The sequence below is a fragment of the Pseudomonas sp. URIL14HWK12:I5 genome (genome assembly GCF_900176445.1).
GTDB lineage: Bacteria > Pseudomonadota > Gammaproteobacteria > Pseudomonadales > Pseudomonadaceae > Aquipseudomonas > Aquipseudomonas monteilii.
On record NZ_FWXQ01000014.1, the window covers coordinates 16,587 to 43,570 of the forward strand.

Annotated in this window: 20 protein-coding genes; 6 read left to right on the forward strand and 14 right to left on the reverse strand. The window is 62.4% G+C overall.

Translation table 11 applies throughout. The features are described 5' to 3' along the window. Positions 1 to 186: 186 nt before the first annotated feature. From B9A31_RS25710 to B9A31_RS25760, 11 genes are all read right to left on the reverse strand, one after another. Positions 187 to 381, reverse strand: a complete 195-nt coding sequence (locus B9A31_RS25710; protein WP_012271507.1) for a hypothetical protein — start codon at positions 379 to 381, stop codon at positions 187 to 189. A 178-nt stretch (positions 382 to 559) separates the two neighbouring features. Further along, complete coding sequence (locus B9A31_RS25715) at positions 560 to 964, reverse strand: TraR/DksA family transcriptional regulator (protein WP_003250099.1); 405 nt, start codon at positions 962 to 964, stop codon at positions 560 to 562. Between the two features lie 284 nt (positions 965 to 1,248). After that, entirely contained in the window at positions 1,249 to 2,022 is a 774-nt protein-coding gene (locus B9A31_RS25720) for an enoyl-CoA hydratase (RefSeq protein ID WP_003250095.1), read from the reverse strand. Between the two features lie 13 nt (positions 2,023 to 2,035). Then, the gene (locus B9A31_RS25725; RefSeq protein WP_027609686.1) at positions 2,036 to 3,163 is read right to left on the reverse strand and encodes an acyl-CoA dehydrogenase; all 1,128 of its coding nucleotides are present in this window, start codon (positions 3,161 to 3,163) and stop codon (positions 2,036 to 2,038) included. 8 nt (positions 3,164 to 3,171) lie between these two features. After that, positions 3,172 to 4,365, reverse strand: coding sequence for an acetyl-CoA C-acyltransferase (locus tag B9A31_RS25730; RefSeq protein ID WP_027615704.1), 1,194 nt, complete (start codon positions 4,363 to 4,365; stop codon positions 3,172 to 3,174). A gap of 11 nt (positions 4,366 to 4,376) precedes the next feature. Further along, positions 4,377 to 5,144 carry an SDR family NAD(P)-dependent oxidoreductase gene (locus tag B9A31_RS25735; protein ID WP_019097505.1) on the reverse strand — a complete coding sequence of 256 codons (768 nt, stop codon included), beginning with the start codon at positions 5,142 to 5,144 and terminating at the stop codon, positions 4,377 to 4,379. A gap of 13 nt (positions 5,145 to 5,157) precedes the next feature. Next, on the reverse strand, positions 5,158 to 6,804 hold the full coding sequence (locus B9A31_RS25740; protein WP_084297513.1) for an acyl-CoA synthetase: 1,647 nt from the start codon (positions 6,802 to 6,804) through the stop codon (positions 5,158 to 5,160). A gap of 122 nt (positions 6,805 to 6,926) precedes the next feature. After that, on the reverse strand, positions 6,927 to 11,372 hold the full coding sequence (locus B9A31_RS25745; protein WP_019097507.1) for an NEL-type E3 ubiquitin ligase domain-containing protein: 4,446 nt from the start codon (positions 11,370 to 11,372) through the stop codon (positions 6,927 to 6,929). An 83-nt stretch (positions 11,373 to 11,455) separates the two neighbouring features. Continuing rightward, positions 11,456 to 15,964: an NEL-type E3 ubiquitin ligase domain-containing protein gene (locus tag B9A31_RS25750; protein ID WP_084297514.1), complete on the reverse strand. Its 4,509-nt coding sequence runs from the start codon at positions 15,962 to 15,964 to the stop codon at positions 11,456 to 11,458. A gap of 79 nt (positions 15,965 to 16,043) precedes the next feature. Beyond that, positions 16,044 to 17,066: an AraC family transcriptional regulator gene (locus tag B9A31_RS25755; protein WP_084297515.1), complete on the reverse strand. Its 1,023-nt coding sequence runs from the start codon at positions 17,064 to 17,066 to the stop codon at positions 16,044 to 16,046. Between the two features lie 57 nt (positions 17,067 to 17,123). Further along, positions 17,124 to 17,987 carry a LysR substrate-binding domain-containing protein gene (locus B9A31_RS25760; protein ID WP_019097510.1) on the reverse strand — a complete coding sequence of 288 codons (864 nt, stop codon included), beginning with the start codon at positions 17,985 to 17,987 and terminating at the stop codon, positions 17,124 to 17,126. 112 nt (positions 17,988 to 18,099) lie between these two features. Between B9A31_RS25760 and B9A31_RS25765 the strand changes: the two genes are divergently transcribed. Beyond that, on the forward strand, positions 18,100 to 19,206 hold the full coding sequence (locus B9A31_RS25765) for a 2-aminoethylphosphonate--pyruvate transaminase (protein WP_027609681.1): 1,107 nt from the start codon (positions 18,100 to 18,102) through the stop codon (positions 19,204 to 19,206). 34 nt (positions 19,207 to 19,240) lie between these two features. Further along, a complete protein-coding gene (phnX, locus tag B9A31_RS25770) occupies positions 19,241 to 20,068 on the forward strand; it encodes a phosphonoacetaldehyde hydrolase (protein WP_016714972.1) in 828 nt (275 codons plus the stop codon). A gap of 39 nt (positions 20,069 to 20,107) precedes the next feature. Here phnX and B9A31_RS25775 read toward each other — a convergent pair whose 3' ends face one another. After that, positions 20,108 to 21,172 carry an AI-2E family transporter gene (locus tag B9A31_RS25775; protein ID WP_016714971.1) on the reverse strand — a complete coding sequence of 355 codons (1,065 nt, stop codon included), beginning with the start codon at positions 21,170 to 21,172 and terminating at the stop codon, positions 20,108 to 20,110. Positions 21,173 to 21,305: 133 nt separating this feature from the next. Between B9A31_RS25775 and yegQ the strand changes: the two genes are divergently transcribed. From yegQ to B9A31_RS25795, 4 genes are all read left to right on the forward strand, one after another. Then, positions 21,306 to 22,640, forward strand: a complete 1,335-nt coding sequence (gene yegQ / locus B9A31_RS25780; RefSeq protein WP_084297516.1) for a prephenate-dependent tRNA uridine(34) hydroxylase TrhP — start codon at positions 21,306 to 21,308, stop codon at positions 22,638 to 22,640. Positions 22,641 to 22,717: 77 nt separating this feature from the next. Continuing rightward, on the forward strand, positions 22,718 to 23,146 hold the full coding sequence (locus B9A31_RS25785) for a DUF411 domain-containing protein (protein WP_016714969.1): 429 nt from the start codon (positions 22,718 to 22,720) through the stop codon (positions 23,144 to 23,146). Then, entirely contained in the window at positions 23,146 to 23,583 is a 438-nt protein-coding gene (locus B9A31_RS25790; protein WP_019097512.1) for a YqaA family protein, read from the forward strand. The genes B9A31_RS25785 and B9A31_RS25790 overlap by 1 nt, the downstream gene beginning before the upstream one ends. A gap of 75 nt (positions 23,584 to 23,658) precedes the next feature. Next, a complete protein-coding gene (locus B9A31_RS25795; RefSeq protein WP_019097513.1) occupies positions 23,659 to 24,657 on the forward strand; it encodes an alpha/beta fold hydrolase in 999 nt (332 codons plus the stop codon). Positions 24,658 to 24,686: 29 nt separating this feature from the next. On the opposite strand, the gene zapE is transcribed toward B9A31_RS25795, so the two are convergent. Together zapE and B9A31_RS25805 are read right to left on the reverse strand one after the other, a co-directional pair. Beyond that, the gene (gene zapE / locus B9A31_RS25800; RefSeq protein WP_084297517.1) at positions 24,687 to 25,793 is read right to left on the reverse strand and encodes a cell division protein ZapE; all 1,107 of its coding nucleotides are present in this window, start codon (positions 25,791 to 25,793) and stop codon (positions 24,687 to 24,689) included. A 41-nt stretch (positions 25,794 to 25,834) separates the two neighbouring features. Beyond that, the gene (locus B9A31_RS25805; protein WP_084297518.1) at positions 25,835 to 26,980 is read right to left on the reverse strand and encodes a PQQ-dependent sugar dehydrogenase; all 1,146 of its coding nucleotides are present in this window, start codon (positions 26,978 to 26,980) and stop codon (positions 25,835 to 25,837) included. Positions 26,981 to 26,984 lie beyond the last annotated feature (4 nt).

Genomic DNA, 26,984 nt, shown 5'->3' on the forward strand with positions numbered 1-26,984 from the left:
TCGCCCTCAACCGAAGGCGTTTGGCTCATTCCCGGCGTGGGAAGCGTGATGCCTGAGATCACTCGCCAGAAAGCGCAACCAAGGAAGCGGGCCTGCAAGAACACAAGGCCTGGCATCCCGATGCGCATTACTGTAGGACAAATATGCCCGAAAACACCGAAACCCGTCGAGAGGCAATAAACATTTTCAGGCTGCCAGCCCTTTCTTAAGTTGTTGCTGCCAGGCGGCCTGGCATTCCAACGCCTCTTCACGGGTGGCAAATGCAGTGCCACGGCGCTCGCCATTGACCAGCACCACCCAGCAAATGCGTTTGCCCAGCGCTTGCAGGGTGGCCGGCACCCCCGAACCAATCATCACAGCTACATCGACTCGGCTATTCATCATTCCCTCCGGAACTTAATTAGCACCCTAACGATATAGCCATGATACGCCTGCTCGTGGCGAGGAAACAGCGCATGCCGGTACAGCAGTGTTACGCACGGGGCAACAAAAACGGCGCCAGCGAGAAACGCAAAAAGCCCCAGGGATTGCTCCGTGGGGCTTGGCACCGCGCGCGGGGTTATACCTGGCGCTGGTGGCGGTCGAGCTGCTCGTGGCGCTCCTGGGCTTCGATGCAGTACTTGGTGGTCGGGCTGATCAGCAGGCGCTTCAGGCCAATCGGCTCACCGCTGTCATCGCACCAGCCGAAGCTTTCGTCGGCAATACGGTCCAGGGCCATTTCCAGCTGTGGCAGCAGACGCTGGTCGCGGTCGATGGCATTGACCAGCCAGCTACGCTCTTCTTCGACCGAAGCCACGTCGGCAGGGTCCGACGGAGTGTCCAGGCCTTCGATGGTGGTGCGGCTGAGCTCGATGCGCTCATGGGTTTCGACTTTCATCGCCTGCAGCAGCTCAGTGAAGAAGGCCAGCTGGTCGGCGTTCATGTAGTCATCGGCCGACATGGCCAGCAACTGTTCCTTGGTCATCGATTTCTCTATGAAAAAATGTGCATTTGGGCGATTCATGTGCCGCCGAGGCCTTGGCATCGGCAGCGGAATTCTTCAAGCGCCAACCGGCACTCTTTTACAGGGGGCGGCAGTCTAAGGCGCCACGTCGCGTGGAGCAACTGCAAATGGGGCTGAATTTGCTTCAGGTGCTTACAATCCGCTGGTCGGTGCCAGGGAGGTAGCATTGGGGACGGCCGGGCTGGGCTGGCGCCGGGCGTCTCGAGGTATGCACCTGGAGGCCCGGCTAAAATCCCCTGCCAGCATCAACGGTCCTTGAACTGCGCCTCGCGCTTGGCGATGAACGCGGCCATGCCTTCTTTCTGGTCTTCGGTGGAAAACGCCGCATGGAACACTCGACGTTCAAAGCGCACGCCCTCGCTAAGGGTAACTTCAAACGCGCGGTTGACGCTTTCCTTGACCATCATGCTCACCGGGATCGATTTGCTGGCAATGGTCGCCGCCACCTTCAGCGCCTCTTCCACCAACTCCGCCTGCGGCACAATCCGCGCCACCAGGCCAGCCCGCTCGGCCTCTTCGGCGCCCATCAGGCGGCCAGTCAGGCACAGCTCCATGGCCTTGGCCTTGCCCACCGCACGGGTCAGGCGCTGGGTACCACCCATACCTGGCAACACGCCGAGGTTGATTTCCGGCTGGCCGAATTTGGCGTTGTCGGCGGCCAGGATAAAATCACACATCATCGCCAGCTCGCAGCCACCGCCCAAGGCAAAGCCAGACACCGCAGCAATGATCGGCTTGCGGCGGTTGGCAATGCGGTCGGCATCGCTGAACAGGTCGTCAACGTAGATCTGCGGGTATTGCAGCTCGGCCATTTCCTTGATGTCGGCGCCAGCGGCAAAGGCCTTGGCCGAACCTGTCAGCACCACGCAGCCGATGTTCGGGTCACGCTCAAGCTGGTCCAGGGCCTGGTTGATTTCGCCGACAATCTGCGCGTTCAGCGCATTGAGCGCCTGCGGGCGGTTGAGGGTGATCAGGCCGACCTTGCCGTGGATGTCCAACAGGATGGTTTCGAATGCCATGCAGTCTGCTCCTTCAAAGATTGCGCGCAATGACCATGCGCTGAATGTCGCTGGTGCCTTCGTAGATCTGGCATACCCGAACGTCTCGGTAAATCCGCTCCAGCGGGAAGTCACTCAGATAGCCATAACCGCCCAGGGTCTGCAAGGCATCCGAACAGACCTTTTCGGCCATTTCCGAGGCAAACAGCTTGGCCATCGACGCTTCCACCAACGCTGGGCGCCCGGCATCACGCAGCGCGGCGGCGTGCAGCACCATCTGCCTGGCGACGGCAATTTTCGTGGCCATGTCGGCCAGGCGGAATGCCACGGCCTGGTGCTCGGTCAGCGCCTTGCCGAAGCTTTGCCGTTCGTTGGCATAGTCGCGGGCCACTTCGAACGCGGCGCGGGCCATACCCACTGCCTGCGAAGCAATACCGATGCGACCACCCTCAAGGTTGGCCAGGGCAATCTTGTAGCCTTCGCCCTCCGCGCCCAGGCGGTTGGCCACGGGCACACGCACATTGTCGAAAACGATCTGGCAAGTGTCGGAGGCATGCTGGCCGAGTTTGTCCTCGATCCGCGCCACCTGGTAACCCGGCGAATCGGTCGGCACGATGAAGGCGCTGATGCCACGCTTGCCGGCGTCCGGGTCGGTCACGGCAAACACGATCACTACCCCGGCGTTTTGCCCAGAGGTGATGAACTGCTTGCTGCCGTTGAGCACGTAGTGGTCGCCATCAAGCTTTGCACGGGTTTTCAGGCTGCTGGCATCAGAGCCTGCCTGCGGTTCGGTCAGGGCGAAGGCACCGAGCATCGCCCCCGTGGCCAGCGGGGTGAGAAACTGCTCTTTTTGCTGCTCGCTGCCAAAACGCAGAATCGGCACGCAACCTACCGAATTGTGCACGCTCATGATGGTCGAGCAGGCGCCATCACCCGCAGCGATCTCTTCCAGGGCCATGGCATAGGCCACATAACCGGTATCGCTGCCACCCCACTGCTCCGGCACCAGCATGCCGAACAGGCCAAGCTCGGCCATCTCGTCGATGGCCTCTTTCGGAAAACGGTGTTCCTTGTCCCATTGTTCGGCAAACGGTTTCAGGCGCTCCTGGGCGAAAGCGCGCACGGCGTCGGCGATCTGTTGTTGCTCGTCAGTTACCAGCATGGTTCACCTCAGTACAGGCATTCGACGGCCATGGCCGTCGCTTCGCCGCCGCCAATGCAGATGGCCGCCACGCCGCGGCGCAGGTTGTTCTGGCGCAGGGCTGACAGCAGGGTGACCAGAATGCGAGCGCCAGAGGCACCGATCGGGTGACCCAGGGCGCAGGCGCCGCCGTGAATGTTGACCTTGTCGTGGGGCAGGTCGAGGTGCTTCATGGCCGCCAGGGTGACCACCGCGAAGGCCTCGTTGATTTCGAACAGGTCGACCTCGGCCAGGTTCCAGCCGGTGCGTTTCATCAGTTTGTCGATGGCACCGATCGGCGCGGTCGGGAACAGCGCCGGGGTGTCGGCGAATGCGGCGTGGCCATGGATCACCGCCAGCGGCTTGAGGCCACGCTTCTCGACTTCGGAGCGGCGCATCAGCACCAGCGCGGCAGCACCATCGGAAATCGAGCTGGCGTTGGCTGCGGTCACCGTTCCGCCTTCGCGGAAGGCAGGCTTGAGCTGCGGAATCTTGTCCAGGCGCGCCTTCGGCGGCTGCTCGTCGTCCTTGATGACGCGTTTTTCCTTACCCTCGGTGACTTCTACCGGCACGATCTCGGCGGCAAAGCGGCCGCTCCTGATCGCGTCCTGGGCACGGGTCAGCGAGGCGATGGCGAACTGGTCCTGGGCTTCGCGGCTGAAGGCATTGGCCTGGGCGCAATCCTCGGCGAAGGTGCCCATCAGGCGGCCTTTGTCGTAGGCGTCTTCAAGGCCGTCCATGAACATGTGGTCGATGATCTTGCCGTGGCCCATGCGGTAACCGCCACGGGCCTTGTCCAGCAGGTAGGGGGCGTTGGTCATGCTTTCCATGCCGCCGGCAACCACCACGTCAGCCGTACCGGCCAGCAGCAGGTCATGGGCCATGATCGCGGCTTGCATGCCCGAGCCACACATCTTGTTCAGGGTGGTGCAGGTGGTGTGCTTGTCCAGCCCGGCACCCAGCGCCGCCTGGCGCGCCGGTGCCTGGCCCTGGCCGGCCGGCAGCACGCAGCCGAACAGCACCTGCTCGACGCTGGCAGCGTCGATGCCGGCGCGCTCCACGGCGCCGCGAATGGCCGCGCTGCCCAGTTGTGGCGCGGTCAGGCTTTTGAGGTCGCCCTGCAGGCCGCCCATGGGCGTGCGCACGGCGCTGACGATTACGATCGGGTCATTGGCGAGGGTCATGTTCGCTCTCCTTACTTGGCTGCCATGCGCAGTGCGCCGTCGAGGCGGATCACCTCGCCGTTGAGCATGCTGTTCTCGATGATGTGACGGGCCAGTGCAGCGTATTCCTGTGGACGGCCCAGACGCGGCGGGAATGGCACACCGGCAGCCAGGGAAGCACGCACTTCTTCGGTCATGCCGGCCATCATCGGTGTTTCGAAAATGCCCGGGGCAATGGTCATCACGCGGATGCCAAAGCGCGCCAGCTCACGAGCGGCCGGCAAGGTCAGGCTGGCGATGGCGCCCTTGGATGCGGCGTAGGCGGCCTGGCCAATCTGCCCGTCATAGGCGGCAATCGACGCCGTGTTGATGATCACGCCACGCTCTCCACCTTCATCGGCACCCCCTTCGGCCATGGCCGCCGCAGCCAGACGCAGCAGGTTGAAGCTCCCTAGCAGGTTGACATTGATGACTTTGGCGAAGCTGGCCAGGCCATGCGGGCCCTGTTTGCCCAGCACTTTCTCGGCACCGACGATGCCAGCGCAGTTGACCAGCCCATGCAGGCTGCCAAAGCTGCTGACAGCCGCATCGACAGCCGCTTGGGCCGCTTGCTCGTCACTGATGTCAGCCACGGCGAAGCGGGCGTTGTCACCCAGCTCGCGGGCCTTGGCCTCGACAGCGTGGGCATTGAGGTCGACCAGCATGACTTTGGCGCCGGCTTCGACCAGCATCTGCGCAGTCGCAGCACCCAGCCCGGAGGCGGCGCCGCTGACGATGAAGTGTTTGTTGGCTATCTGCATGATCGGTTTCCTTTCAAGCGCTGGCAGGGGTGGCCTGTTGCGCGTTTTGTTTGGCGACTTCCTGGTTACGCAGGATGAAGCGTTGCAGCTTGCCACTCGGGGTTTTGGGCAGCTCGCTGACGAATTCGATTTCTCTGGGGTAGGCATGCGCGTACAGCCGCTGGCGTACGTGCTGACGCAAGGTTTCCTCCAGCTCGGGACTGCCGTTGTAGCCACGGGCCAATACCACGAACGCTTTGATCAGCTCGGTGCGCTCCGGGTCGGGCTTGCCGATCACCGCCGCCTCGATCACCGCCGGGTGCTCGATCAGCGCGCTTTCCACATCGAACGGGCCAACCCGATACCCGGAGGTGGTGATCACATCATCGCTGCGGCCGACGAAGCTGATGCTGCCGTCCTGGTTCAGCTCGACGGTGTCGCCGCTGAGGTAATACTTGCCAACGAAGGACTTGGTCGGCAGGCCCTGGTAGCCACCGAACCAGCACAACGGTGATTGCTCACGGTCGACAGCAAGGATGCCCGGCTGGCCGGCCGGCAGTTCGTTACCCTGCTCGTCCACCACCACGATGCGGTGGCCAGGGATGGCAAAGCCGGCCGAACCTAGGTGCACCGGGTGCCTCAAACCATGGTGGTTGCAGAGCACCATGCCCAGTTCGGTCTGGCCGTAGTGATCGTGAATGGTCACGCCCAGTTCGTCGGAGAACCAGCGGATCACTTCCGGGTTAAGCGGTTCGCCAGCACTGCTGACCACCCGCAGGCGGCCCTTGATCGGCGCCGAGAATTCATTGCCCGCAGCAATCAGCAAACGGTACGCGGTGGGCGAGCCAGCCAGGTTGGTGATGCCCAGCTTGTCGATCACCCGGGCGCAGCTTTCAACACTGAACGGGCCATCGTAGAAGGTGGTGGCGTGCCCTAGCGACAACGGGCCGGTAACGGCGTAATACAGGCCATACGCCCAACCCGGGTCGGCCAGGTTCCAGAAGTTGTCCTCGGGACGCAGTTCGATGGCATCGCGCATGTAGCCCTGGAACGCGACAATCGCCCGCAGTGGCACTTCCAATGGTTTTGCCGGGCCGGTGGTTCCAGAGGTGAACATCAGCAGGAACGGATCGTTGCCTGAGCGCATCACCGGCTCGCATGCATCCGCTGCGCGTTCCAGGCATTGCTGGAAGTCCAGCTCACCGCTGCGGGCCCTGACGGTGATGATGGTCGGACAGGCCTGCACATCGTCCAGCTTGGCGCGGTTCTGGCTGTCGGTGACGACCACTCGGGCATAGGATTGTTCAAGCCGGTGCTCGATGGCCTTGGGGCCGAACGCCGTGAACAACGGCTGGTAAACCGCCCCCAGGCGCCAGGTGGCGAGGATGGTGACCAGCAGTTCGGGCGTACGCGGCATCAACCCCGCCACCCGGTCTCCGGCCTCCACCCCCTGCGCCTTGAGCACATTGGCAAACCGGGCTGCCTGCGCCTTGAGCTGATCGAAGCTGTAGCGCGCGCTGTTGCCATCGCGGTCTTCGTAAATCAGCGCCAGCTTGCCGCTTCCGGCATGCCGATCACAACATTCGACACAGGCATTGAGGGCTTCGAGGTTGCCATGCAATGCCGCCGTAACAGCATTGGCATGGTCGAACGCACGGGCGGCCTCGGCGTAATCGCGCATCGTCAGACTCCTGGTTTCTTGTTTTTGGAGTTAAACCATCGGTCCAACGATGTTCGCGCCGCTCAAGCGCGGCGGCAATGGCCAAAGCTGTCAATCTGGATGACCGGTTTGGCCGCCTCTCGTTACCCCTGCCCGCGCTCTGCGGCGCGCAGGTAGGACTGGGTGAGCGCCGCGACCAGGCGCTCGATATCGACGCCCTGTTGCTCCCGTAGTCGAGTTTGCTGCTGCTCAAGGGCCATCGCCGACAACGCAGGCCGCTGAGCCTGCAGCCGAAGCATGCGCTGCGAGTAGTCTGCACGGATGGCATCAAACATGCGGCCATGCTGCTGGCGCAGGTAACGGTTCCAGAACGCCCGCTGACTCAGGCTATCGGTCAAGTTCTCGATGGTCTGCGCGTGGTTAACCCGCCGAAATGCATCCTCTATCCGGGCCTGTGCAAGCGTGACAGCATCGGGATAGCGCATGGCGTACGGCTGACCAGGCAGCTGCAAACGGCTGCGAAGTCGTATCCTGTAGGCAAGTCCCAATGCCAACTCATCAACGGGCTCACCGGCGGCCAGACGCTGCCGGTAATCCTGGCGGGCAATCCCCTCCACCTGATCCAGCCGGAACAGTTGCCGGCCCAGTTCCAGCAGCTGATTGCTGCTTTCAGGATTGACCGCGTTTGCTTCAGCCTGCGCCTGCCTGACCTGCACCTGCAATTCACTGAACCGGCTGGCGACAGCATCCGAACACGACAGCGGCGCGTCAGCCCATTCGAAAATTCGCCGGCAGAGCACGGGGTCGTTGTCCAGTGCGGCCAGCAATGCCCATACTCCGTCAACCAGCGCAACCCGTCCTTCGCCAGCGCCCGTGTAGTCAGCCGTCATTTCCAGGCGAGCCAACAACCTGAAGAACCCACTGCTATTCGCTTGCGCCAGCAAACGCTGCCACACGGCCTCTCGCGTCGCCCGAACCGCCGCATCCTCATGCTCGGCCAAAAGCGTGCGAGTCCGGGCCAGGTCAAATGTCCATGACTGCTCAGGCGAGTGCCGATGCTCCTCGATCACATCGAGCGCGTAAAATCTACGGAGTTGCATGGGCGACAAGGGGTTGCGCTCTATCAGAATGGCACGCCGAAACGCATGCGCCATCTGCTGGATTTCCGCCGGCACCTCACGCAGTTGGTTGTCGCGCAGGTCAGCACACTCAAGCAGGCCACACAGCTCCAAGCGTCGCGGCCAGGCGCCGAGACGGCAATGGCGCAGGTTCAGACTTCTCAGTCGGGAGAGATGATGGAAGCTCATGTCCAACGCTTCCAGCCGGTTGTAGCTGAGGTCAAGATGCGTAAGGTTTGGCAGGCCATGCAGAATGCCGATTGCCTGAGCATCGAGCCTTATCTGATTATGCGCCAATCGGAGCACTTGAATATGTGGCAGATGTGCAACACCCACTGGTATGCGCATCAAGCCGTTGCTGTTGAGATTGAGGTCCGTCAAGGCAGTGAAGGGACGTAGGAAATCGACCGGAATGTCTGTAACCAAGCTGTCGTTCACGCTTAGCGCGGTGATGCGATGGAAGTCGATTTGCGGGGGTAGTGCCGGCAGCGTGCGTAAATGCAAACCCCTCAACGACAAGCGCTGCCCCTGGGTTTGCCCTGAGCCGGTCGAGACAGGCTCGCCCTGCAGTCGCCAGGCTCGCAATATGCTATCGGCCGTCAACCTGCGTGCGGCTTGCCGCCCCTCCTGTAGCTCGGCACTGACCCAGCGGTTCAGGTATTGCGTTAGCTGATCATGGTGATCCTGCAACACCACCAGGCGCTCCAGCACGGGCTGCGAGCCTGCTTGCAAACGCGCCAGTTCCACCTCCAGCGCGGCCTCATCTAGGCCAGGATAAAGCGATCGTAACTGGTTACGAGCGATTGCCCGCTCATCGCGGGGGGCAACTGAAGAGCGGCCACTGAGCGTGTAGCCCACCCGCCCGTCCTCCAGGCGACGCCCTGGATTGAACCAGGCACCCTGCTCCGGCCAACCGAGCATGCGTGCAATACCCCAATGGGATCCGGGTAACCGCTCCAGAAGCTGCGCACGCAGTTGGCCTGCCGAAGCACTGCCCGCCAACTGCATCGCCGTCCGCTGTTCAGACGTGAGGGCGGCAACGAGTGCCTCGAAGATACAGCCAGGTTCGCCGGGCGGAACCGCTTGTTGCTCACCCAACCCGTTGTAGATCTGAAACCTGCCCTCATGGCGGACCAGTACCCTTTCCGCCTCGCTCTGCCCGCCGCTACCAAGGTGCTTGACAGACCGCCCATCAATCGCGCTGTCACGCAAGTCGATGTCGAGCTGGTCAAGCTCGAAGGTATCCAGCAACGCAAGGGCCAGCTCGCCGGTGACGTCGCTATAGGCCGTGCTCAGATACAACCCGGCCAGCCCCCGGTTCAACCGCGCCAGGCGCAGGAGCGAACGGGCGTGCTTCGCACACGACAAAGGCAGGCGCTGCTCGACCCGCGCCATTTCGTGCTCAAGCTCACCTGCCTGGCCGGCCAGCTCGTTTATGTAGGCGGCCGGCAGGCCAGGGAAGTCCCGTTTGACCAACAAGCTCAAGGGACCTTGCACAAGCGGCTGCTCTGTCAGGTGGGCAAACAGCTGCGGGCGCAACTCGGCCTCGTGCGCCAGTAACTGCTCCAGCCCCACCCCAACGTCTGGCCGGCCTTCACTCCAGGTCAACAGCTCACTGTCGGATGGCATCAATGCCTTCAGCCGAACGCGCTCGAAAAATGTCTGAATACGTGCATGTGCCTGGAAGGCGCGCAGAGTTTGCCCGAGGTTCACGGGAGCCGGTCGGTCCTCCACCAGCACCCCGCGCAACTCATCTTCATCCATATCGGCGACCCGCAGTATCTGCTCGGCCTGATGCGCATCGACAGCGGGATGCTGTGGCCACAAAGCATCCAGCATGTGTGCAGGGTCCTGCCAGCCATGCGGTTGCTCGCGCATCAGGCGCCAGCCACGCTCACCGTTGTGCAACACCACCGGCCCATAGCCACCCTCACCCGCTGCATGACGCAAGCGATAGGGGCCGCCAGTGATCGGCTGGTGCACTTCGTGATAGCGCCCGTCGATACGGACCCAGCGACGTTCATCCTCACCATACCTTCCCTCTTCCAGCAGACCGATAGAGCCCGGCATGGAGCGATAATTCGCGGGATCGAAATGCCATAGCCGACCGCGCCCATTCCCAAGGCTTACCGGCTCCAGGCGCGCGACAAACGCACTGCGCACAAAACTGACCGCCGCCACTGTCGCAGCCGTGGCCGCCAAGGTCTCGGCCACCCCTAGCAAATGCTCCAGCGCTTCATGTTGGTGCCCGCTCGACCAGTCCCTTATCCCTTCGAACACTTCCGAGCAGGTCTGGGCAACCAACTGACCCAACAACAAGGCGCCCACGACGGGAATGAACAATCCGGCGAGGTTTATCAGGTCCAGACCCGCAGCCTTCCATTGCGCGTGTCTGGCGCTTATGGCCTGGCTATCAGCGTCGGCGGTTGGTACCAGCAACAAGCGGGCATCATTCTTGACCCTTTGCACTTGCCGGGTCGCCAGTTCCGTGAAAATCCCGCCGCCCGGTGCCGTGCCTTCAAGCGCCAGGTCCGGTAGTGCGTCCTTCAGGCGCTTGCCAAGGGTGCTGACGAACGCTGCACGGTGCTCGATGCTGATCAGCTGCGTGAAGTACTGCCAGTACGATGGCTCCTTCAACAGCGATGCCAGCATGCTGTTCATGGCGAGCGCATCGTCGAAGAAACGCAGCGCTTGCCGAGGATCACTCGCCAGGTAAAGGACGATGCCCCGTTCATTCCCTGCCTTGTCACGCAGGTGAATCAGCAACCCGTCGGCCACAGGTTGCCCTAGCGCCTTCAGCAGCATCGGGTCACCCGTCAACCCTTGCTGTCGGTGCGGCTCACCGTGGTCCACCACCTCACGCAAGGCGATCTGTACATCGGCGCTTATGTTTCCCTGCAAAGCTGCAATTTCGGTGGCCAGTTTCAACCCCGAACGTTTGTCTGCAGCCAGCATCGCTTGAGTAGCCGGATGAAAGATCCTTTCCAGCTCGTCCTGATATTTCTGGCCAACGTCCAGATCGCGACAAGCCGCAATCAATGCGTCCAGCGATGCATTCAAGGGCTTATCGCTGCCGGGCAGAACCAGCCCGGTACCTATGTAATAGCTTGTATTCGCAGCGAAGTTGCGCATCAGCCGCAGCAACCCGTTTTCACGTGTTTGGCTGTACGCGTACGTCTGCTGCAATGTGCCTGGCAGAGTGCCGAACCGCGGAGCAACCCTCAGCCATTCGAGCTGGGCAAACGCCTGCCCATCAGGCAACGGTGCATCCAGCAGTGCCAGCAGGTGTTTCTCGGCAAACGGCTGGAGCGGCAGTAGCTCGACGGTGAGCCCACGCAGGCGCGCCTGGCTGGCATGATGCGCGTTCAGGCTGGTACGCAAGGTATTGATCTGGCCCTTTGAAGCACGTTTGAGCCACTCAGGTAATCTGGCAGCCATGAATTGATCGTGGCCAGTCGCGTTGGTGGTCATGGTTGGTTCCCCAGCTATTGGACGAAGCCAACCATGTTGCTCAACTGCCTGACCAGGATGCAGAGGGAACGGGTGCGGGCAGATCAGACGCCCTGGCGCGGGCGGTCCTGCAACGGCATGTTCAGTTCCTGCTCGGTCAGCTGCAGGGCAAGTGCATCGAACGCCTGTTCCCTTTCCCGCTTCAGCTGCTCACAGCGTTTCACATAGTCACTACTGCTCAGGGCTTCCTTCTCCTGATCCAGGGTATCCATCCGCGTGTCGAAATCGTCGGAGATCCGCGCATACGCCTCGGGATACCTGACACGCAGGTACGGCGCCCAGAAGTCTCGCTGACTGATATAGCGAACCCGCTCTACACCCGTTTCAGCACGCAGCACGGTCGCATATGCCTGATCGAGGTGTGCCTGCGTAACCCCGGCAATGGCACGGAACTGCAGGGTCCGCGGTTGCCCTATCAGGTTCAGGCGGCTCGCCAAACCCGTGCGATACGCCAGGCTGACCTCGACCTCATCCACAGCGTGCCCTTCGGCCAACCGATCAAGGCAGTCGGCACGGGCGATACGTTCCACCTCATCAAGCCGGAACATGCGCTGAGCCAACAACAGGCGGGCATCACGCGTGGCAATCGGGTCGCCCCCGAATGTCACTTGCAGCACTCTCATGCGGACTTCGAGCTGGCTGAAGCAATGCGCCACACTATCAACGCATGTACGCGGGTCCGCTGCGCGGTCAAAAAGCTCTTCACGGATCCGGGTATCGTGCGAGGCGGACTCCACCATACCCCACACTCTTCGCGAAAGGTCTTCACGTGCAAGCCGAAAATCGGCGCTGTCAATCAGCTCTGCCAGTAGCAGGAAGAACTGCGTGTTGCCTGGTTCCTGTCTCAACGCGTCCCACTGCCCAGACCTGTTTAACTGATCATGCTCATCCAGAGTCGCCAGCCAGGCCGTCCTGGCATGCAGAATGTCCGCCTCCTCCCCTTGCAAGTGCCCCGGTCCCGGCTGTACCGCGTACAAACGTTCGCGATCGGCCACCGACAGCGCGTTACCCTCTACAAGCAGCCGCTGGCGCAGCGCCAGCGGAGCATCGATCAATGCCTGGGGCAAACTGGAAATCTGGTTATTTCGCAGGTCGGCATGCTCAAGCAGGCCACACCATTCAAGGCCATCCGGCACCACCTGCAGACCCGTGCGATACAGATGCAGCTCGCGCAACCGGGAAAGTTGGTTGAAACGCAAGCTGATCGCACCCAACGGGTTGCCACTCAGGTCCAACGTGCGCAGGTTGACGAGCTGCGCCAAGGCCCCCGCATGGGGCGCCGTCATCCGAATCCGGTTGCTGGCCAGGTGCAAATAGCGCAACCGGGGCAACATTTCGAGCCCTTGCGGAAGCGCAAGCAAGGCATTTCTGCTCAGGTCCAGGCGCCGCAAGCCAGGGAAAAAGTTCAGAAAACCTGCCGGCAAAGCTTGTAGCCGCAACCCCACCAGCGCAAGGTCCGTGATGTGGCCAAAGTCAGTACCTACTGGTAGGACAGGCAAACCGCCGGCCGGCACATTGAGAACACCAAGTCTCAATCCACTTTGCGCATCATCGGGAAAATGAACCCGATCACCCTCCAGGCGCCACGCGTGGCGAAACGCGCTTGCTACCAGCTGCCGCTGCCCACGTTGAGGCCCGGATACAGCATCGGTCCAGCGAACAAGGCTCTCATCAAGCCTGCGGTACTGTTGCTCCTGATGCAGCAGATTGGCGTAAGCCGAGTGCGAGCTCCTCAAGAGCATCTGCAAGAAGCGTTCGACGGCATCGTCATCGAACGAAGGGTACAGGCTACGAATCCGACGCAGCAGCACCTGCCTTTGAGTCGCTGACGAAGTGCCCCGGCCGCTGAGCAAATAGCCAACCCGCCCATCGGGCAAACGGTGCAAGGGAGAAGCAACGGGCCTGGCTTCACGCCACCCTAGCAAACGGATCAACTCAAGGCGGTCACGCGGTAGCCAGCCTTGCATCGACACACGGATGCGCGCTGCGGCACCTTCGCCAGCCCACCCTTCACGCTGCAGGAAAGTGGACGGCAGGCAGGCAGCCAGCACTTCGAATAGCCCGTGGGGCTGCGCCACCTCTATCTCGTTTTCCTGGCCCATCCCGTCGTAGAGATCAAAGCTGCCGTCACGCCACACCATCACCGTGCCCTGATCTGTCCCGCCTTGCTCAGGGAACAGTTTTTCCAGTGCAGGGCCAAAGGCTGACCCCTCGCGCAATATCAGGTTGATGCTTCCAGGCGCCAAGCTCCGGCGACGCAGCAAGGCGAATACCAAGGTCACCCAGTCGGCGTTGTAACCATTACGCAAGAACAAAGCCTCGCGTACCCGTGTAAGGCGGGCCTGCTGCAGCATCGCGCGCGCCTGCTCGGCCAACGCCATCGGCACGCGAGACTCACTCACCATGCGTTGGCGTAGCTCAACACTGGCGTTTTTGAGCAAATCCAGCGCATAGGCGTCAGGCAGCCCCGCAAAACTGCCCTTCAGCGTGGCCAACAGCGGATCATCAACCAGGTAGGCTTTGGCAAAATGCTCCAGCATCGGGGCCCGCAGGTTTTGCGCAGAGGCCTGAATCGCCTGGATCTGTTCCGACAGTTGTAGCCCTTGCAGCCCCAATCTGTCATTGCACCACTGCAAGGCTTCGGCATCGTGGCCTTGCGCCCCTAGTTCGGCAAAGAACACCTCGATCCTGTCATCGACGGCAAAACGCTCCAAGGTATCGCGCAGCGCTACGGGCAGGTGCCGTCCTTCTACCAGCAAACCGCGCAAATGCGCCTCATCGACATCCGCGACTGTAAGGATTTGCGAGATCCGCTCCGGGCTCAATCCAGCTGCGCCAGGCCATAGACGCATGAGTAGTCGCTCACTGCCCTGCCACTCCAGCGGCCGCTCGTACCTGAGCCGCCAGGCACGCTCACCGTTACTCTCCAGAGAAGGGCCAAACACGCCCGCGCCGTCACGGTGCAATAATCGCCAGGTGCCCGCTGTATCCCGGCGCACCCGGTACAGCACACCCTCGCACCGCCACCAGTGGGCCTGGCCATCGCTAAGCAGCCCGTTATCCAGTTCAGTCAAGGTTGGCACGGTCGCGTGTGCCTGGTAAGGACGTAGGTCGTAATGCCATAGACGTTGCTTGTCCGCCTCGGTGAGGACCGGCTCCAACTGCTCGACAAACGTACTGCGCGCTATCTGCACGCCCGTGGCGACCGCAGCGCCAGCAGCCACTGTAGTGGCCACCTGAAGCAGGTGCTCCAGTGCTTCGTGCTGGTGCCCCTGAGCCCAGTCACGCGCACCTTCGAATACTTCACCCAGCACCTGCCGGGCCAGATCCGCCAAGAGCAGTGCGCCAACGGCCGGCACGAAAAACCCGACCAGGTTCAGCAGTACCAGCCCCGCAGTCTCCAGCTTTCGCAATCGTTCTGACGCAGCCCTGGTGTTCGCCTGCGCCGTCGGCACGGCCAGGAAAGCCGCATCATCCTTGATGCGCTGCACATGCCCGACGGCCAGGTCGATGAACGCTTCGTTTTCTGCAGCAACGGAGCAGGGTTCCAGGTCCGGTTGGTCATCCAGCAGGCGCTTGCCCAGCGTCTGCTGATAATCCGCCTGCCCGCCAAGTGCAATCCGACGTGCAATCGACTGGCGGAACCGGGCATTGCCCATGGCAGCCACCAGGCCTCGGTTAGCCGAACGCCAGTCATCGTAACGGCGCAGCGGCTGAACGGGGTCGTCTGGCAGATAAAGCAGCACGCTCAGCAGACGTCTGGGGTTGAAGACCAAACCGGGGAACCCGCTTGGTGTTCCCACCAGCTGGAACACAATGGCGCCATCTACCCGGTGCCCCAGGATCTGCAACGTACTCATGTTGAGCTCATGGTCCGAAAACAGCTCTGGACGCTTGCCTTGCCCGACTTCACGCAGCATTCGCAGGTCACTACCTGCAAGTTGCCCTTTGAGGGCCGCAATCTCGATTGCAACCGCTAACTCAAGGCGCCTGTCGATGGCCAGCTGGCGCTTGAAACTGGCCGTCAGTACTTGATCGAGATGGTCTTGATAGGCCTGACCGACATCTGCGCTACGGCACAGCTGCACCACATCGTCGACGCGCTGCGTGATGACACGCACTGGCTCGCCAGGCGCAGTGGTTGCATCGATCAGCGCCGTGTCGGTAAAGAACGACTCACCTTCCATGAAGTTCTGCAACAACTTCTGCAAGGCCGGCACGGTCACGAAATAAGCCTCGAACGCCTGAAGCTGGCCTTGGCTGACCTTCAAGCGCCGTCGCTCTTCACGCCAGTTGACGTTGGTCAGATCCATTTCCAGCTTCAGTTGCGACTTCATCGCCTGCTCGAAGTGCAGAGCGGCAAACCGCTCAAGCGGTTGCAGCTGCTGCGAGGCCGCCGCCATGCGTTTCTGGCTCTGCAAATGTGCCGTCATGCAGGCCCGCAGCAACGCCAGTGGTTTTGCTCCGGCCCTCCTCAGCCAGGTGGGCAACTGCTCGGCGATGAAGTCGTTGGCCGGGTGCAGCAGTTTCGGGTGAATCGTCGGTTGGGGCATGGTCAGGATCCTCAGGCATGATTCGACCTGCCACCTTGCCCTTACCGTTTGCGGCGCCACAGCCGGAAGCGTTGGTCCCTCAGTGCCCAGCCCCGCGCGCCTGAATCAATGCCCGATAATGCCCAGGGTTACAGCCAAACCATTTGCGAAACGCCTTGTAGAACGAACTGTTGTCGGCAAACCCCAACTGCTCGGCAAGCTCGCCCATGGCCACGTCTTCCCGGCTTAACCAAGCGATCGCCAACTGTCTGCGTACACTGTCCTTCAACCCCTGGTAGTTCTGCCCCTCTTCGGCCAGGCGCCGGCGCAGGGTCGAAGGCGACAGGCACAACTGCCGTGCCAGGCTGTCAGCATCTGGCCAATGTTCAGGGGCCAGGCCCAGCAGGTCGGTTCGTATGCGTCGCCCGAGGCTGGCCGGGTCACGGTACTTGACCAGGATATTGCCCGGCGCTTCGGCAAGAAATCGCTGCAGTTCCTCCTCGTTGCGCTTCAACGGCAGGTCAAGGCACGCCGAGGCAACGATCATGCGTGTGCGCGGGCGCTCAAAATGCAGGTTTTCCGAGAACATCACCCGATAGTCGTCACAAAAGGGTGGCTCGGCACAACGCAGGTCAATGCTCAGAATCGGGATACGCCGCCCGGCCAGCCAGCACGCCACCCCATGCACGATCATCCAGAACGTGAAATAGGTGAACGCGCGGCGCGGTTCGTCACGCGGCTCATTGATGACAATCTCGGCCAAACCTTCCTGGCGCACCAGGCTGGGCTGCATGTCCTGGAGCATCAGCGAAAGGAATGCCAGCGCGGTTTCCAGGCCAGCGCCCAAGGTCGGCTGGCCCATGCTGGCACGGCACATGAACGCCAGGCTGCCACTGCGCAGGCCGCGTGGGTCCATGGCGAAGAACTCGTCGTTGCAGCGGCGTGCCAGCAGGCGCCACAACCGGGCATAGGACTCTGCACTGACACGCGCCTCTGGCAAGTGCAAGTGTTCAACGGCGATGCCCGCCCGGGCCAGCAAGCTGCTATCGGGCTCACCGGCGGGGCAGGTTTGCAACAGCGCTTCACGCACCAGCTGCATGGAAATAGTGTCTTTGTCGCTCATCGACGGTCCTGTCGGCGTGTTGCCGGCCATCTTAGGCCGCCTTGCTGAAAACAGCCATCACAGCCCCACCGCCAGGCCCAGGAACGCCTGGATCAGGCGCAATTCGCGACGGCGCTCCAGGCAACCGATCAGGTGTTGGTTGACCAGGCCGTCGCCAGACAATGGCCGTGCCACCACCCGCGGATCATTGGCCACTTCTGTAGAAGAAACCACACCAATACCCAGCTCCGAAGCCACCGCCTCGGTTACCGCCTCACGGCTGTCCAGCTCCAGCAGTACACGCGGCTGCACGCCCGCCCTGACGCAGGCTTTGTCGAAGGTACGCCGCGTGGTGGAGCTGGGTTCGCGCAGCACCATGATCTGCTGGTGCAGTTCGGCCAGGGGCAAATCGCCGTCGTCGTGGGCCCAGCCATGCCCCGCAGGCAACAACGCACACAGGCGTGATTCGCAGAGGTTCTGCAGGTACAGGCCCTTGCGCGGCTCGATCTCGGTCAGCACCGCCACGTCGGCGTGTTCGGACAACAGCGCAGCCAGCGTTTCCTGGGCATTGCCCAGCCGCAAGTTGACCGTGATGCCGGGGTAGCGCTCGCGCAGTTGCGCCAGCATGGGCATGACCCGATGCGGGCCATCGGCCGCCACCTCCAGGCGCCCGGTCAGCAACTGCCGGTTGGCCTCAAGCATGGCCTGTGCCTCTTCGGCCAGGCCGAACATGGCGCGGGTGATGGCTGCCAGGCGAGTGCCCTCCTCGGTCAACTCCACCCGCCGTGCGGTACGCCGCAGCAGGGTGATCTGGTAGTGCTCCTCAAGCGCCTTGACGTGCCCGGTCACGGCCGGCTGGCTGATGAACAGCCGCTCGGCGGCACGGGTAAAGCTGCCCTCACGGGCTACGGCGTCAAAGGCGCGGAGCTGGAACAGGTTCATTTCTATCGGCCTGACTTATAGCTGAGATAACAACAAACAATTTGATTGATGACAGCGTGAATTGCAACCTAGGCCCCGTCGTTTCAGCCCACCGCTTGTGAGGAATAACGGAATGAGCAACGCCCCGATTCTGCTGACCCCAGGTCCCCTGACCACATCAATCCGCACCCGCCAAGCCATGCTGGTGGACTGGGGCTCCTGGGACCGCGATTTCAACCAACTGACGGCCAGCGTGTGCGAGCAACTGCTGGCGATCATCGACGGCAGCGCCAGCCACCACTGCGTGCCCCTGCAAGGCAGCGGCACATTCGCCGTGGAAGCGGCCATCGGCACCCTGGTGCCACGCGATGGCAAGGTTCTGGTGCTGATCAACGGCGCTTACGGCCAGCGTCTGGCGAAAATCTGCAAAGTGCTGGGCCGCACGTACAGCACCTTCGAAACCGCCGAAGACCAGCCAACTACCGCCGCGGATGTCGACCGCCTGCTGGCTGCCGACCCGGCCGTGACCCACGTGGCATTGATCCACTGCGAAACCAGCACAGGCATCCTCAACCCGCTGCCTGAGATCGCCCAGGTCATCAAACGCCACGGTAAACGCCTGATCATCGATGCCATGAGCTCGTTCGGCGCCTTGCCAATCGACGCCCGCGAAATCCCCTTCGAAGCACTTATCGCCGCCTCCGGCAAGTGCCTGGAAGGCGTACCCGGCATGGGCTTCGTCTTCGCCGAAAAAGCAGCCTTGGCCGCCGCCGAAGGCAATGCCCACTCGCTGGCCATGGACCTTCACGACCAGCACGCCTACATGGCCAAGACCGGCCAGTGGCGCTTCACACCCCCCACCCACGTGGTCGCGGCCCTGCATGAAGCACTGCAGCAATACAATGAGGAAGGCGGCCTGCCGGCCCGCTACCAGCGCTACGCCAACAACTGCAAGACCCTGCTCGACGGCATGGCGGCCATCGGCCTGCGCAGCTTCCTGCCGGCCGAGATCCAGGCGCCGATCATTGTCACGTTTCATGCACCCAACGATGCCCGCTACCAGTTCAAAGACTTCTACGAGCGGGTCAAGGCCAAGGGTTTCATCCTTTACCCGGGCAAGCTGACCCAGGTCGAAACCTTCCGCGTCGGTTGCATCGGCGTGGTCGGAGCCGACGGCATGCAAGCCGCCGTGAATGCCGTGGCCCAAGTGCTGCGGGAAATGGAAGTGCTGGACATCTGACCCTTTGCCCACCCGACTTCAGGAATTAGCGCACATGAACTACAGCAACCCTACCCAGCTGCAAGCCGCCATCCTCGACTGGGCCGGCACCGTGGTCGATTTTGGCTCCTTCGCGCCGACCCAGATCTTCGTCGAGGCGTTCGCCGAATTCGACGTGCAAGTGACCATCGAGGAAGCCCGAGGCCCGATGGGCATGGGCAAATGGGACCACATCCGCACCCTGTGCGACGTACCGGAAATTGCCGAGCGCTACCGCAAGGTGTTCGGCCGCACCCCCACCGACGATGATGTCACCGCCATCTACAACCGCTTCATGCCACTGCAGATCGAGAAGATCGCCGTGCACTCGGCACTGATCCCCGGTGCCCTGGAAACCTTGACCGGCCTGCGCCAGAACGGCCTGAAGATCGGCTCCTGCTCGGGTTACCCGAAAGTGGTGATGGACAAGGTGGTGGAGCTGGCCGCGCAGAATGGCTACGTGGCCGACCATGTGGTAGCCACCGATGAAACCCCGAACGGTCGCCCCTGGCCAGCCCAGGCCTTGGCCAACGTGATTGCCCTTGGCATCGACGACGTAGCGGCCTGCGTGAAGGTGGATGACACCGTGCCGGGCATTCTCGAAGGCCGACGCGCCGGCATGTGGACCGTGGCCCTGGTGTGTTCGGGCAATGCCCTGGGGCTGACCTGGGAAGGCTACCGTGCACTGAGCGCCGAGAAGCTGGAAAGCGAGCGCACGCGCATTCACACGCTGTTCGCAGGCTCCCGCCCGCACTACCTGATCGACACCATCAACGAGCTGCCCGAAGTGATCGCCGACATCAACCGGCGCCTGGCCAAGGGCGAGATGCCGCAGGCCTCCTGAGCCGGCAAGTGGGGCCGCTTTGCGGCCCCCGTGCACGCTCTACTGCGGCAACTGCACTTGCGGCTTGGTCGAGGCAAAGATTGCCCAGCTGGACACGAACAGTGCTGCGATCAATGGCCCGATTACGAAACCGTTGAGCCCAAAGACCGCCAGCCCACCCAACGTCGACACCAGGATCAGATAGTCCGGCATGCGCGTGTCCTTGCCCACCAGGATCGGCCGCAGCAGGTTGTCCACCAGGCCGATCACCAGCACCCCGAACGCGGTCAGGATCACCCCCGGCAATATGGCCCCGGTCAGCAGGAAATACGCGGCCACCGGCGCCCAGACGATGCCAGCGCCCACTGCCGGCAGCAGCGACAGGAACGCCATCAGCACCGCCCACACCAACGCACTGGGGATATCCAGCACCCAGAAGATGAACCCGCCCAGCGCCCCTTGGGTAATGGCCACCAGCACGTTACCTTTCACCGTCGCCCGCACCACCCGGTTGAATTTCAGCTGCAAACGGCGCTTCTGGGGTTCGGGCAGTGGCACGGCCAGGCGCACACGACGAGCCACCTCGGCGCCTTCTCTCAGGAAGAAGAACAGCAGGTACATCATGATGCCAAAGCTGATCACGAACTCGAACGTACCCTGACCGAAGCTGAACGCCTGGCTGGCCAATACCTGGCTACCCTGGGTTGCCCACTTGGTGATTTTTTCGCGCAACGCGTCGAGGTTGCCCATACCCATGTTGTCCAGGCCATGCTGGGCGAACGCCGGGAGCATGTCCTTGCCGCGCTCGACGTAACCGGCGATGTCCAGCTGCCCGCTTTCGATACGCTGGTACAGCGTGGCCCCCTCCTGCACCAACAGTGCACTGGTGATGATCACTGGCAGGATCGCCACCAGCAGGCACACCAGCATCGTGGTGGCAGCGGCCAGGTTGCGCCTGCGCCCAAAGCGGATCAGCAGGTGCCGCTGCAGCGGGGCAAACAGAATGCCCAGTATCACCGCCCAGAAAATCGCACCGTAGTAAGGCAGCAATATCCAGAAAAAGGCGATGGTCACCAGCGCCAAAAGTACGGCCAGGGCTTTGTTCTGTAGCGCAGCTTCGTTCATCGCAGGTCCTCGAATGGCTTCTGGGATATTAGTGCGCGCCGCGTGGGTAAAAGTGCCACCACTCCTTTGATGCAAATCAATACACGTTTTTTGCGCCAGCCCTAGCATCCGCGCCTTTTGCCCCGGTACGCACATGAACCCGACTGCCAAGCCCGAACTGCTGGCCCCCGCCGGCACCCTCAAGACCATGCGCTATGCCTTTGCCTACGGTGCCGACGCGGTCTATGCAGGCCAGCCGCGCTACAGCTTGCGGGTGCGTAACAATGAGTTCGACCATGCCAACCTCGCGCTGGGCATCCAGGAGGCGCATGCGTTGGGCAAGCGCTTTTACGTGGTGGTCAACATTGCTCCGCACAACGCCAAGCTCAAGACCTTCCTCAAAGACCTGGCGCCAGTGATCGACATGGCGCCGGATGCGCTGATCATGTCCGACCCCGGCCTGATCATGCTGGTGCGCCAGCACTTCCCGCAGATGCCGGTTCACCTGTCGGTGCAGGCCAATACGGTGAACTGGGCCAGCGTACAGTTCTGGCAGCAACTGGGCTTGAGCCGGGTCATCCTTTCACGCGAGCTGTCGCTCGAAGAAATCGAGGAAATCCGCCAGCAGGTGCCTGGCATGGAGCTGGAGGTGTTCGTCCACGGCGCCCTGTGCATGGCCTACTCCGGCCGTTGCCTGCTGTCGGGCTACCTCAACAAGCGTGACGCCAACCAGGGCACCTGCACCAACGCCTGCCGCTGGAAGTACGACGCCACGCCGGCCACCGAGAACGCCACCGGCGACATCGTGCGCGAAGTGCAGCCCACCCTTGGCCTGGGCGCCCCGACCGGGCAGGTGTTCCTGCTGCAGGAAAGCAACCGCCCCGGCACTGAAATGCCAGCCTTCGAGGATGAACACGGCACCTACATCATGAACGCCAAGGACCTGCGTGCCATCCAGCACGTCGAGCGCCTGGCCACCATGGGCGTGCATTCGCTGAAGATCGAAGGGCGCACCAAGTCGCACTTCTACTGTGCCCGCGCGGTGCAGTCATATCGCCAGGCCATTGACGACGCCGTGGCCGGGCGGCCGTTCGACCGCACCTTGATGGGCAACCTGGAGTCCCTTGCGCAACGAGGCTACACCGAAGGGTTCCTGCGCCGTCACGTACACGATGAGTACCAGAACTACCAGCGAGGTAATTCGGTCTCGGAGCGCCAGCAGTTCGTTGGCGAGTTGACCGGCGTGCGTGTCGATGGCCTGGCCGAGGTCAAGGTGAAGAACCGCTTCGCCGTGGGTGACCACCTGGAACTGATGACCCCGCGCGGCAACTACCACTTCGACCTGCACCGCCTGTGCAACAGCCAGCAGCAGGCCATCGAGGTGGCACCGGGCGATGGCCATGTGGTGTACCTGCCCATTCCGGAGCAGGTCGCGCTCGAGCATGTCCTGCTGATGCGCGACCTCGGTGTCGACGAGGCAGCAAGCTGACAGTACTGTAACGTGCAACTCAGTGGCCAGCCGCTTACGCTATGCTGCTGAACCAATGCTGGAAGGAGTGCTTTACCATGCTGCGCAAACACCTGCTGACCGTGGGGCTGCTGGCGATCACCGGCCTGGCCCAGGCCGCCGAGACCATCGATGTCTACCGTGACCCCAACTGCGGCTGCTGCAAGGCCTGGATCAGCCACCTGCGTGACAACGGTTTCACCGTCAATGACCACGTCGAGCCGAACATGAGCGCGGTGAAACAACGCCTGGGCGTGGCACCACGCCTGGCGTCGTGTCACACGGGGGTGATCGACGGCAAGTTCGTCGAAGGCCACGTACCGGCCGAGCAGGTGCGCCTGCTGGCCAAACGCAATGACCTCAAGGGCCTGGCCGTACCGGGCATGCCCATGGGTTCGCCAGGCATGGAAATGGGTGACCACAAGGACGCCTACCAGGTTATAGGCGTGACCCAGGATGGCCAGGACACCGTGGTCGCCACCTACTGATGCTGAGCCTGTGGGCGCTGTTTCTCAGCGCCTTTGGCGCCGCCACCCTGCTGCCGCTGCAATCGGAGGCCGTGCTGGTCGGCCTGTTGCTGCGCCAGCCCGAGGCTTGGGCGACCCTGCTGCTGGTGGCCACATTGGGCAACGTGCTGGGTTCGGTGGTGAACTGGCTGTTGGGCCGGGCCATCGAGCACCTGCGCGACAAGCGCTGGTTCCCGTTCAGCACAGCCCAGCTGGCGCGTGCGCAGCAGCGCTACCAGCGCTGGGGCCAGTGGTCGCTGCTGCTCAGCTGGATGCCAGTGATCGGTGACCCGCTGACGCTGATCGCCGGGATCATGCGCGAGCCGTTCTGGCGCTTTCTGCTGCTGGTCACCCTGGCCAAGGCTGGCCGTTATGCGGTGCTGGCAATGATCACCCTGGGCTGGTTTCACGCCTGGTAACACCTTTCACGTTCCCGACATGCGCCTGGCTGCTAAAGTCGCCTATTCCTACATGGCCCTACATGGAGTGCCCCCATGCTGCGCGCAACCGCCCTGGCCCTGGCCTGCCTTGTCGGCAGCCCGGCCATCGCCGCCGAGTCACCCACCTACGGCCCTCAGCTCGAAGGCTTCAGCTACCCACACCCGCTCAAGCATTTTGACTTCAAGTCCCAGGGCCAGGCCCTGCAGATGGGCTATATGGACGTCCCCGCGCAAGGCCAGGCCAACGGCCACAGCGTAGTGCTGATGCACGGCAAGAACTTCTGCGCCGCCACCTGGGAAACCACCATCGACGCCCTGAGCAAGGCCGGCTACCGTGTGATCGCGCCCGACCAGATCGGTTTCTGTACCTCCAGCAAACCGGCGTATTACCAGTACACGTTCCAGCAACTGGCGAACAATACCCATGCCTTGCTTGAACAACTGGGCGTGAAGCAGGCCATCGTGCTCGGCCATTCCACGGGCGGCATGCTCGCCACACGCTATGCGCTGATGTACCCGCAGCAGGTGGAACGCCTCGCCATGGTCAACCCGATTGGCCTGGAAGACTGGAAAGCCCTCGGCGTGCCCTACCGCACCGTGGACCAGTGGTATGCCCGCGAGCTCAAGCTGGATGCCAATGGTGTGCGCGAATATGAGCGCAAGACTTACTACGCCGGGCGCTGGAAGCCGGAGTACGAACGCTGGGTGCAGATGCTGGTGGGCCTGAACAAAGGGCCGGGGCATGAAGCGGTGGCTTGGAACTCGGCGTTGATCTACGACATGATCTTTACCCAGCCGGTGTACCACGAGTTCAAGGACCTGCAGATGCCGACGCTGCTACTGATCGGCGACAAGGACACCACCGCCATCGGCAGTGATATTGCGCCGCCAGACGTGAAGGCGAAGCTGGGCAAGTATGAAGTGCTGGGGCCACAGGTGGCCAAGCTGATTCCCAAAGCTGAACTGATCACCTTTGAAGGCATGGGGCATGCGCCACAGATCGAAGAGCCCGTGCGGTTCAATCGCACGCTGGTGGAGTGGCTGGGCAAATGAAACGGGGGCGCTTAGCGCCCCTGCACCTTTCAGCCAAACCGCTGGAGTTGCATCTCCCGCAACCGGCTCAAGGTCCGCTGATACGGGAACGCCAGATACCCCTGCGTGTAGAGCCTTTCAAGCGGCACCTCTGCCTCCAGGTACAACGCCACCCGGCGGTCGTAGCATTCGTCAACCAAGGCGATGAAGCGGCGTACCGCATCGTCCTTGGGTGACAGTGCTGGCAACTCACGGTCGCCCGCCACCACTCGCGCTGCGCCGTCTTCGGTGCCACGGGCAATGCGACCGGCTTGCTGCTCACCGCCCAATGCCGGAATACCCGACACCAGAATGGCCGGAAAACGGTCGCAAAGCGCCATGAACTCCATGGCCGCCAGGGGTTGTTCGCACAGGTCGGTGAAGCGGCACCAGATAGCCTGCTCGCTGCGCCGCACGACCTGCACCTGTCTAGACCCGATGGCCAACGGCTGGTCACTGCCTGCAGCGTCCGGGCTGAGCTGGCGAAACACCTCCCCCAGCTGGCTCACCTGTCCCGCTTCTGCCACCCAATAGCGTTGCCGCGCTGCGCCGGGGTGCAGGCGATGGTCCTGCTCGCCCGCCACCGACAATACTTGCATATGCCGCTGGATCGCGCCGATGGCCGGTAGGAACCGCTCACGGTTGAAGCCGTCGCGGTAGAGCTGCTCAGGGGGCTGGTTGGATGTGGCGACAATGACTACGCCCTGATCGAACAGCACCTGAAACAGGCGGCCGAGGATGATCGCATCGCCGATATCGTTGACGAACAGTTCGTCGAAGCAGAGCACGCGGATCTGCCCGGCCAACTCCCGGGCCAGCGCCAACAATGGGTCGGCAGTGCCGTTGAGCTGGAACAGGCGCTGATGCACCCAGGCCATGAAGTGGTGGAAGTGCTGGCGTCGGCTGGGGATGCGCAGGGAGCGGTGAAACTGGTCCATCAACCAGGTCTTGCCACGGCCAACCGGGCCCCAAAGGTAGATGCCCTGGGTAGAGCGGCTGTGTTCGACTGCCTGGAAACAGGCTTGCAAGGCATCGACGGCACGGGCCTGTGCAGGGTCGACGACGTAGCCCTGAGTAGTCAAGGCTTTCTGGTACAGGGATTGGGGGTCAATGGCCATAACGAATTCTACACGGCAGATGCTATTCGTGTAGGACCGCGTCAGTCGACCAGGCCTACCTTGAGCAATGCACCGTCCTTGTCATCGGTCAGCACATACAGGTATCCATCCGGCCCTACCCGCACATCGCGGATTCGGGCGTTCAGGTCCCCCAGCAGGCGCTCTTCATGCACCACCTTGTCGCCGTCCAGCTGCAAGCGAATCAGCTCCTGCGTTGCCAGTGCACCAATGAACAGGTTGTGGTCCCAGGCCTTGAACGTCGGGCTGTCGTAGAACGCCATGCCGCTGATGCCAGGCGACTTCTCCCACACATGGTGTGGGCCGACCATGCCATCGACATGCTTGCCCTTGGCCTCGGGGATCGGCAGTAGCGAATAATTGATGCCATGAGTCGCAATCGGCCAGCCGTAGTTCTTCCCGGGCTCGGGGATGTTGATTTCGTCACCACCTCGCGGGCCGTGCTCGTGGGTCCACAGCTTGCCGGTCCATGGGTTGAGCGCGGCGCCTTGCTGGTTGCGGTGGCCGAACGACCAGATTTCCGGTCGCACGTTGTCCTTGCCTACAAAGGGGTTGTCCTTGGGCACTTCACCATCGGGAAGGATGCGCACGATCTTGCCTTGCAGCTTGTCCAGGTCCTGGGCAGTGGCGCGCTGGTTGTTCTCGCCCAGGGCGATGAACAGGTAGCCGTTGCGGTCGAACACCAGCCGCGAGCCGAAGTGGTTACCCACCGACAGCTTGGGCTGCTGGCGGAAGATCACGGTGAAGTTTTCCAGCCGGGCCCGGTCTTCGGACAGCTGGCCACGGCCGACTGCGGTGCCGGCCTTACCGTCACTGCCCTCCTCGGCGAAGGACAGGTACACGGTGCGGTCCTTGTCGAATGCGGGCGACAGCACCACATCCAGCAGGCCACCCTGCCCCTCGGCCCAGACCTTGGGCGCACCGCTGATGGGCGGGCCGACCTTGCCTTCGGCGTTGACCAGCCGCAAATTGCCGGCACGCTCGGTCACCAGCATATCCTTGCCGCCCGGCAAAAATGCCAATGCCCAGGGGTTGCGCAGGCCGTCAGCCAGGGTACTGACTGTCAAGGTGCCTTCTTCACTGCGAAACTGTTGCTCGGCCGCCGCCTGTGCCAACAAGGGCATGAGTGCGGCGGCGGTCACGCTGACCAGCCAGGTTGCTCTGGGCATGCAG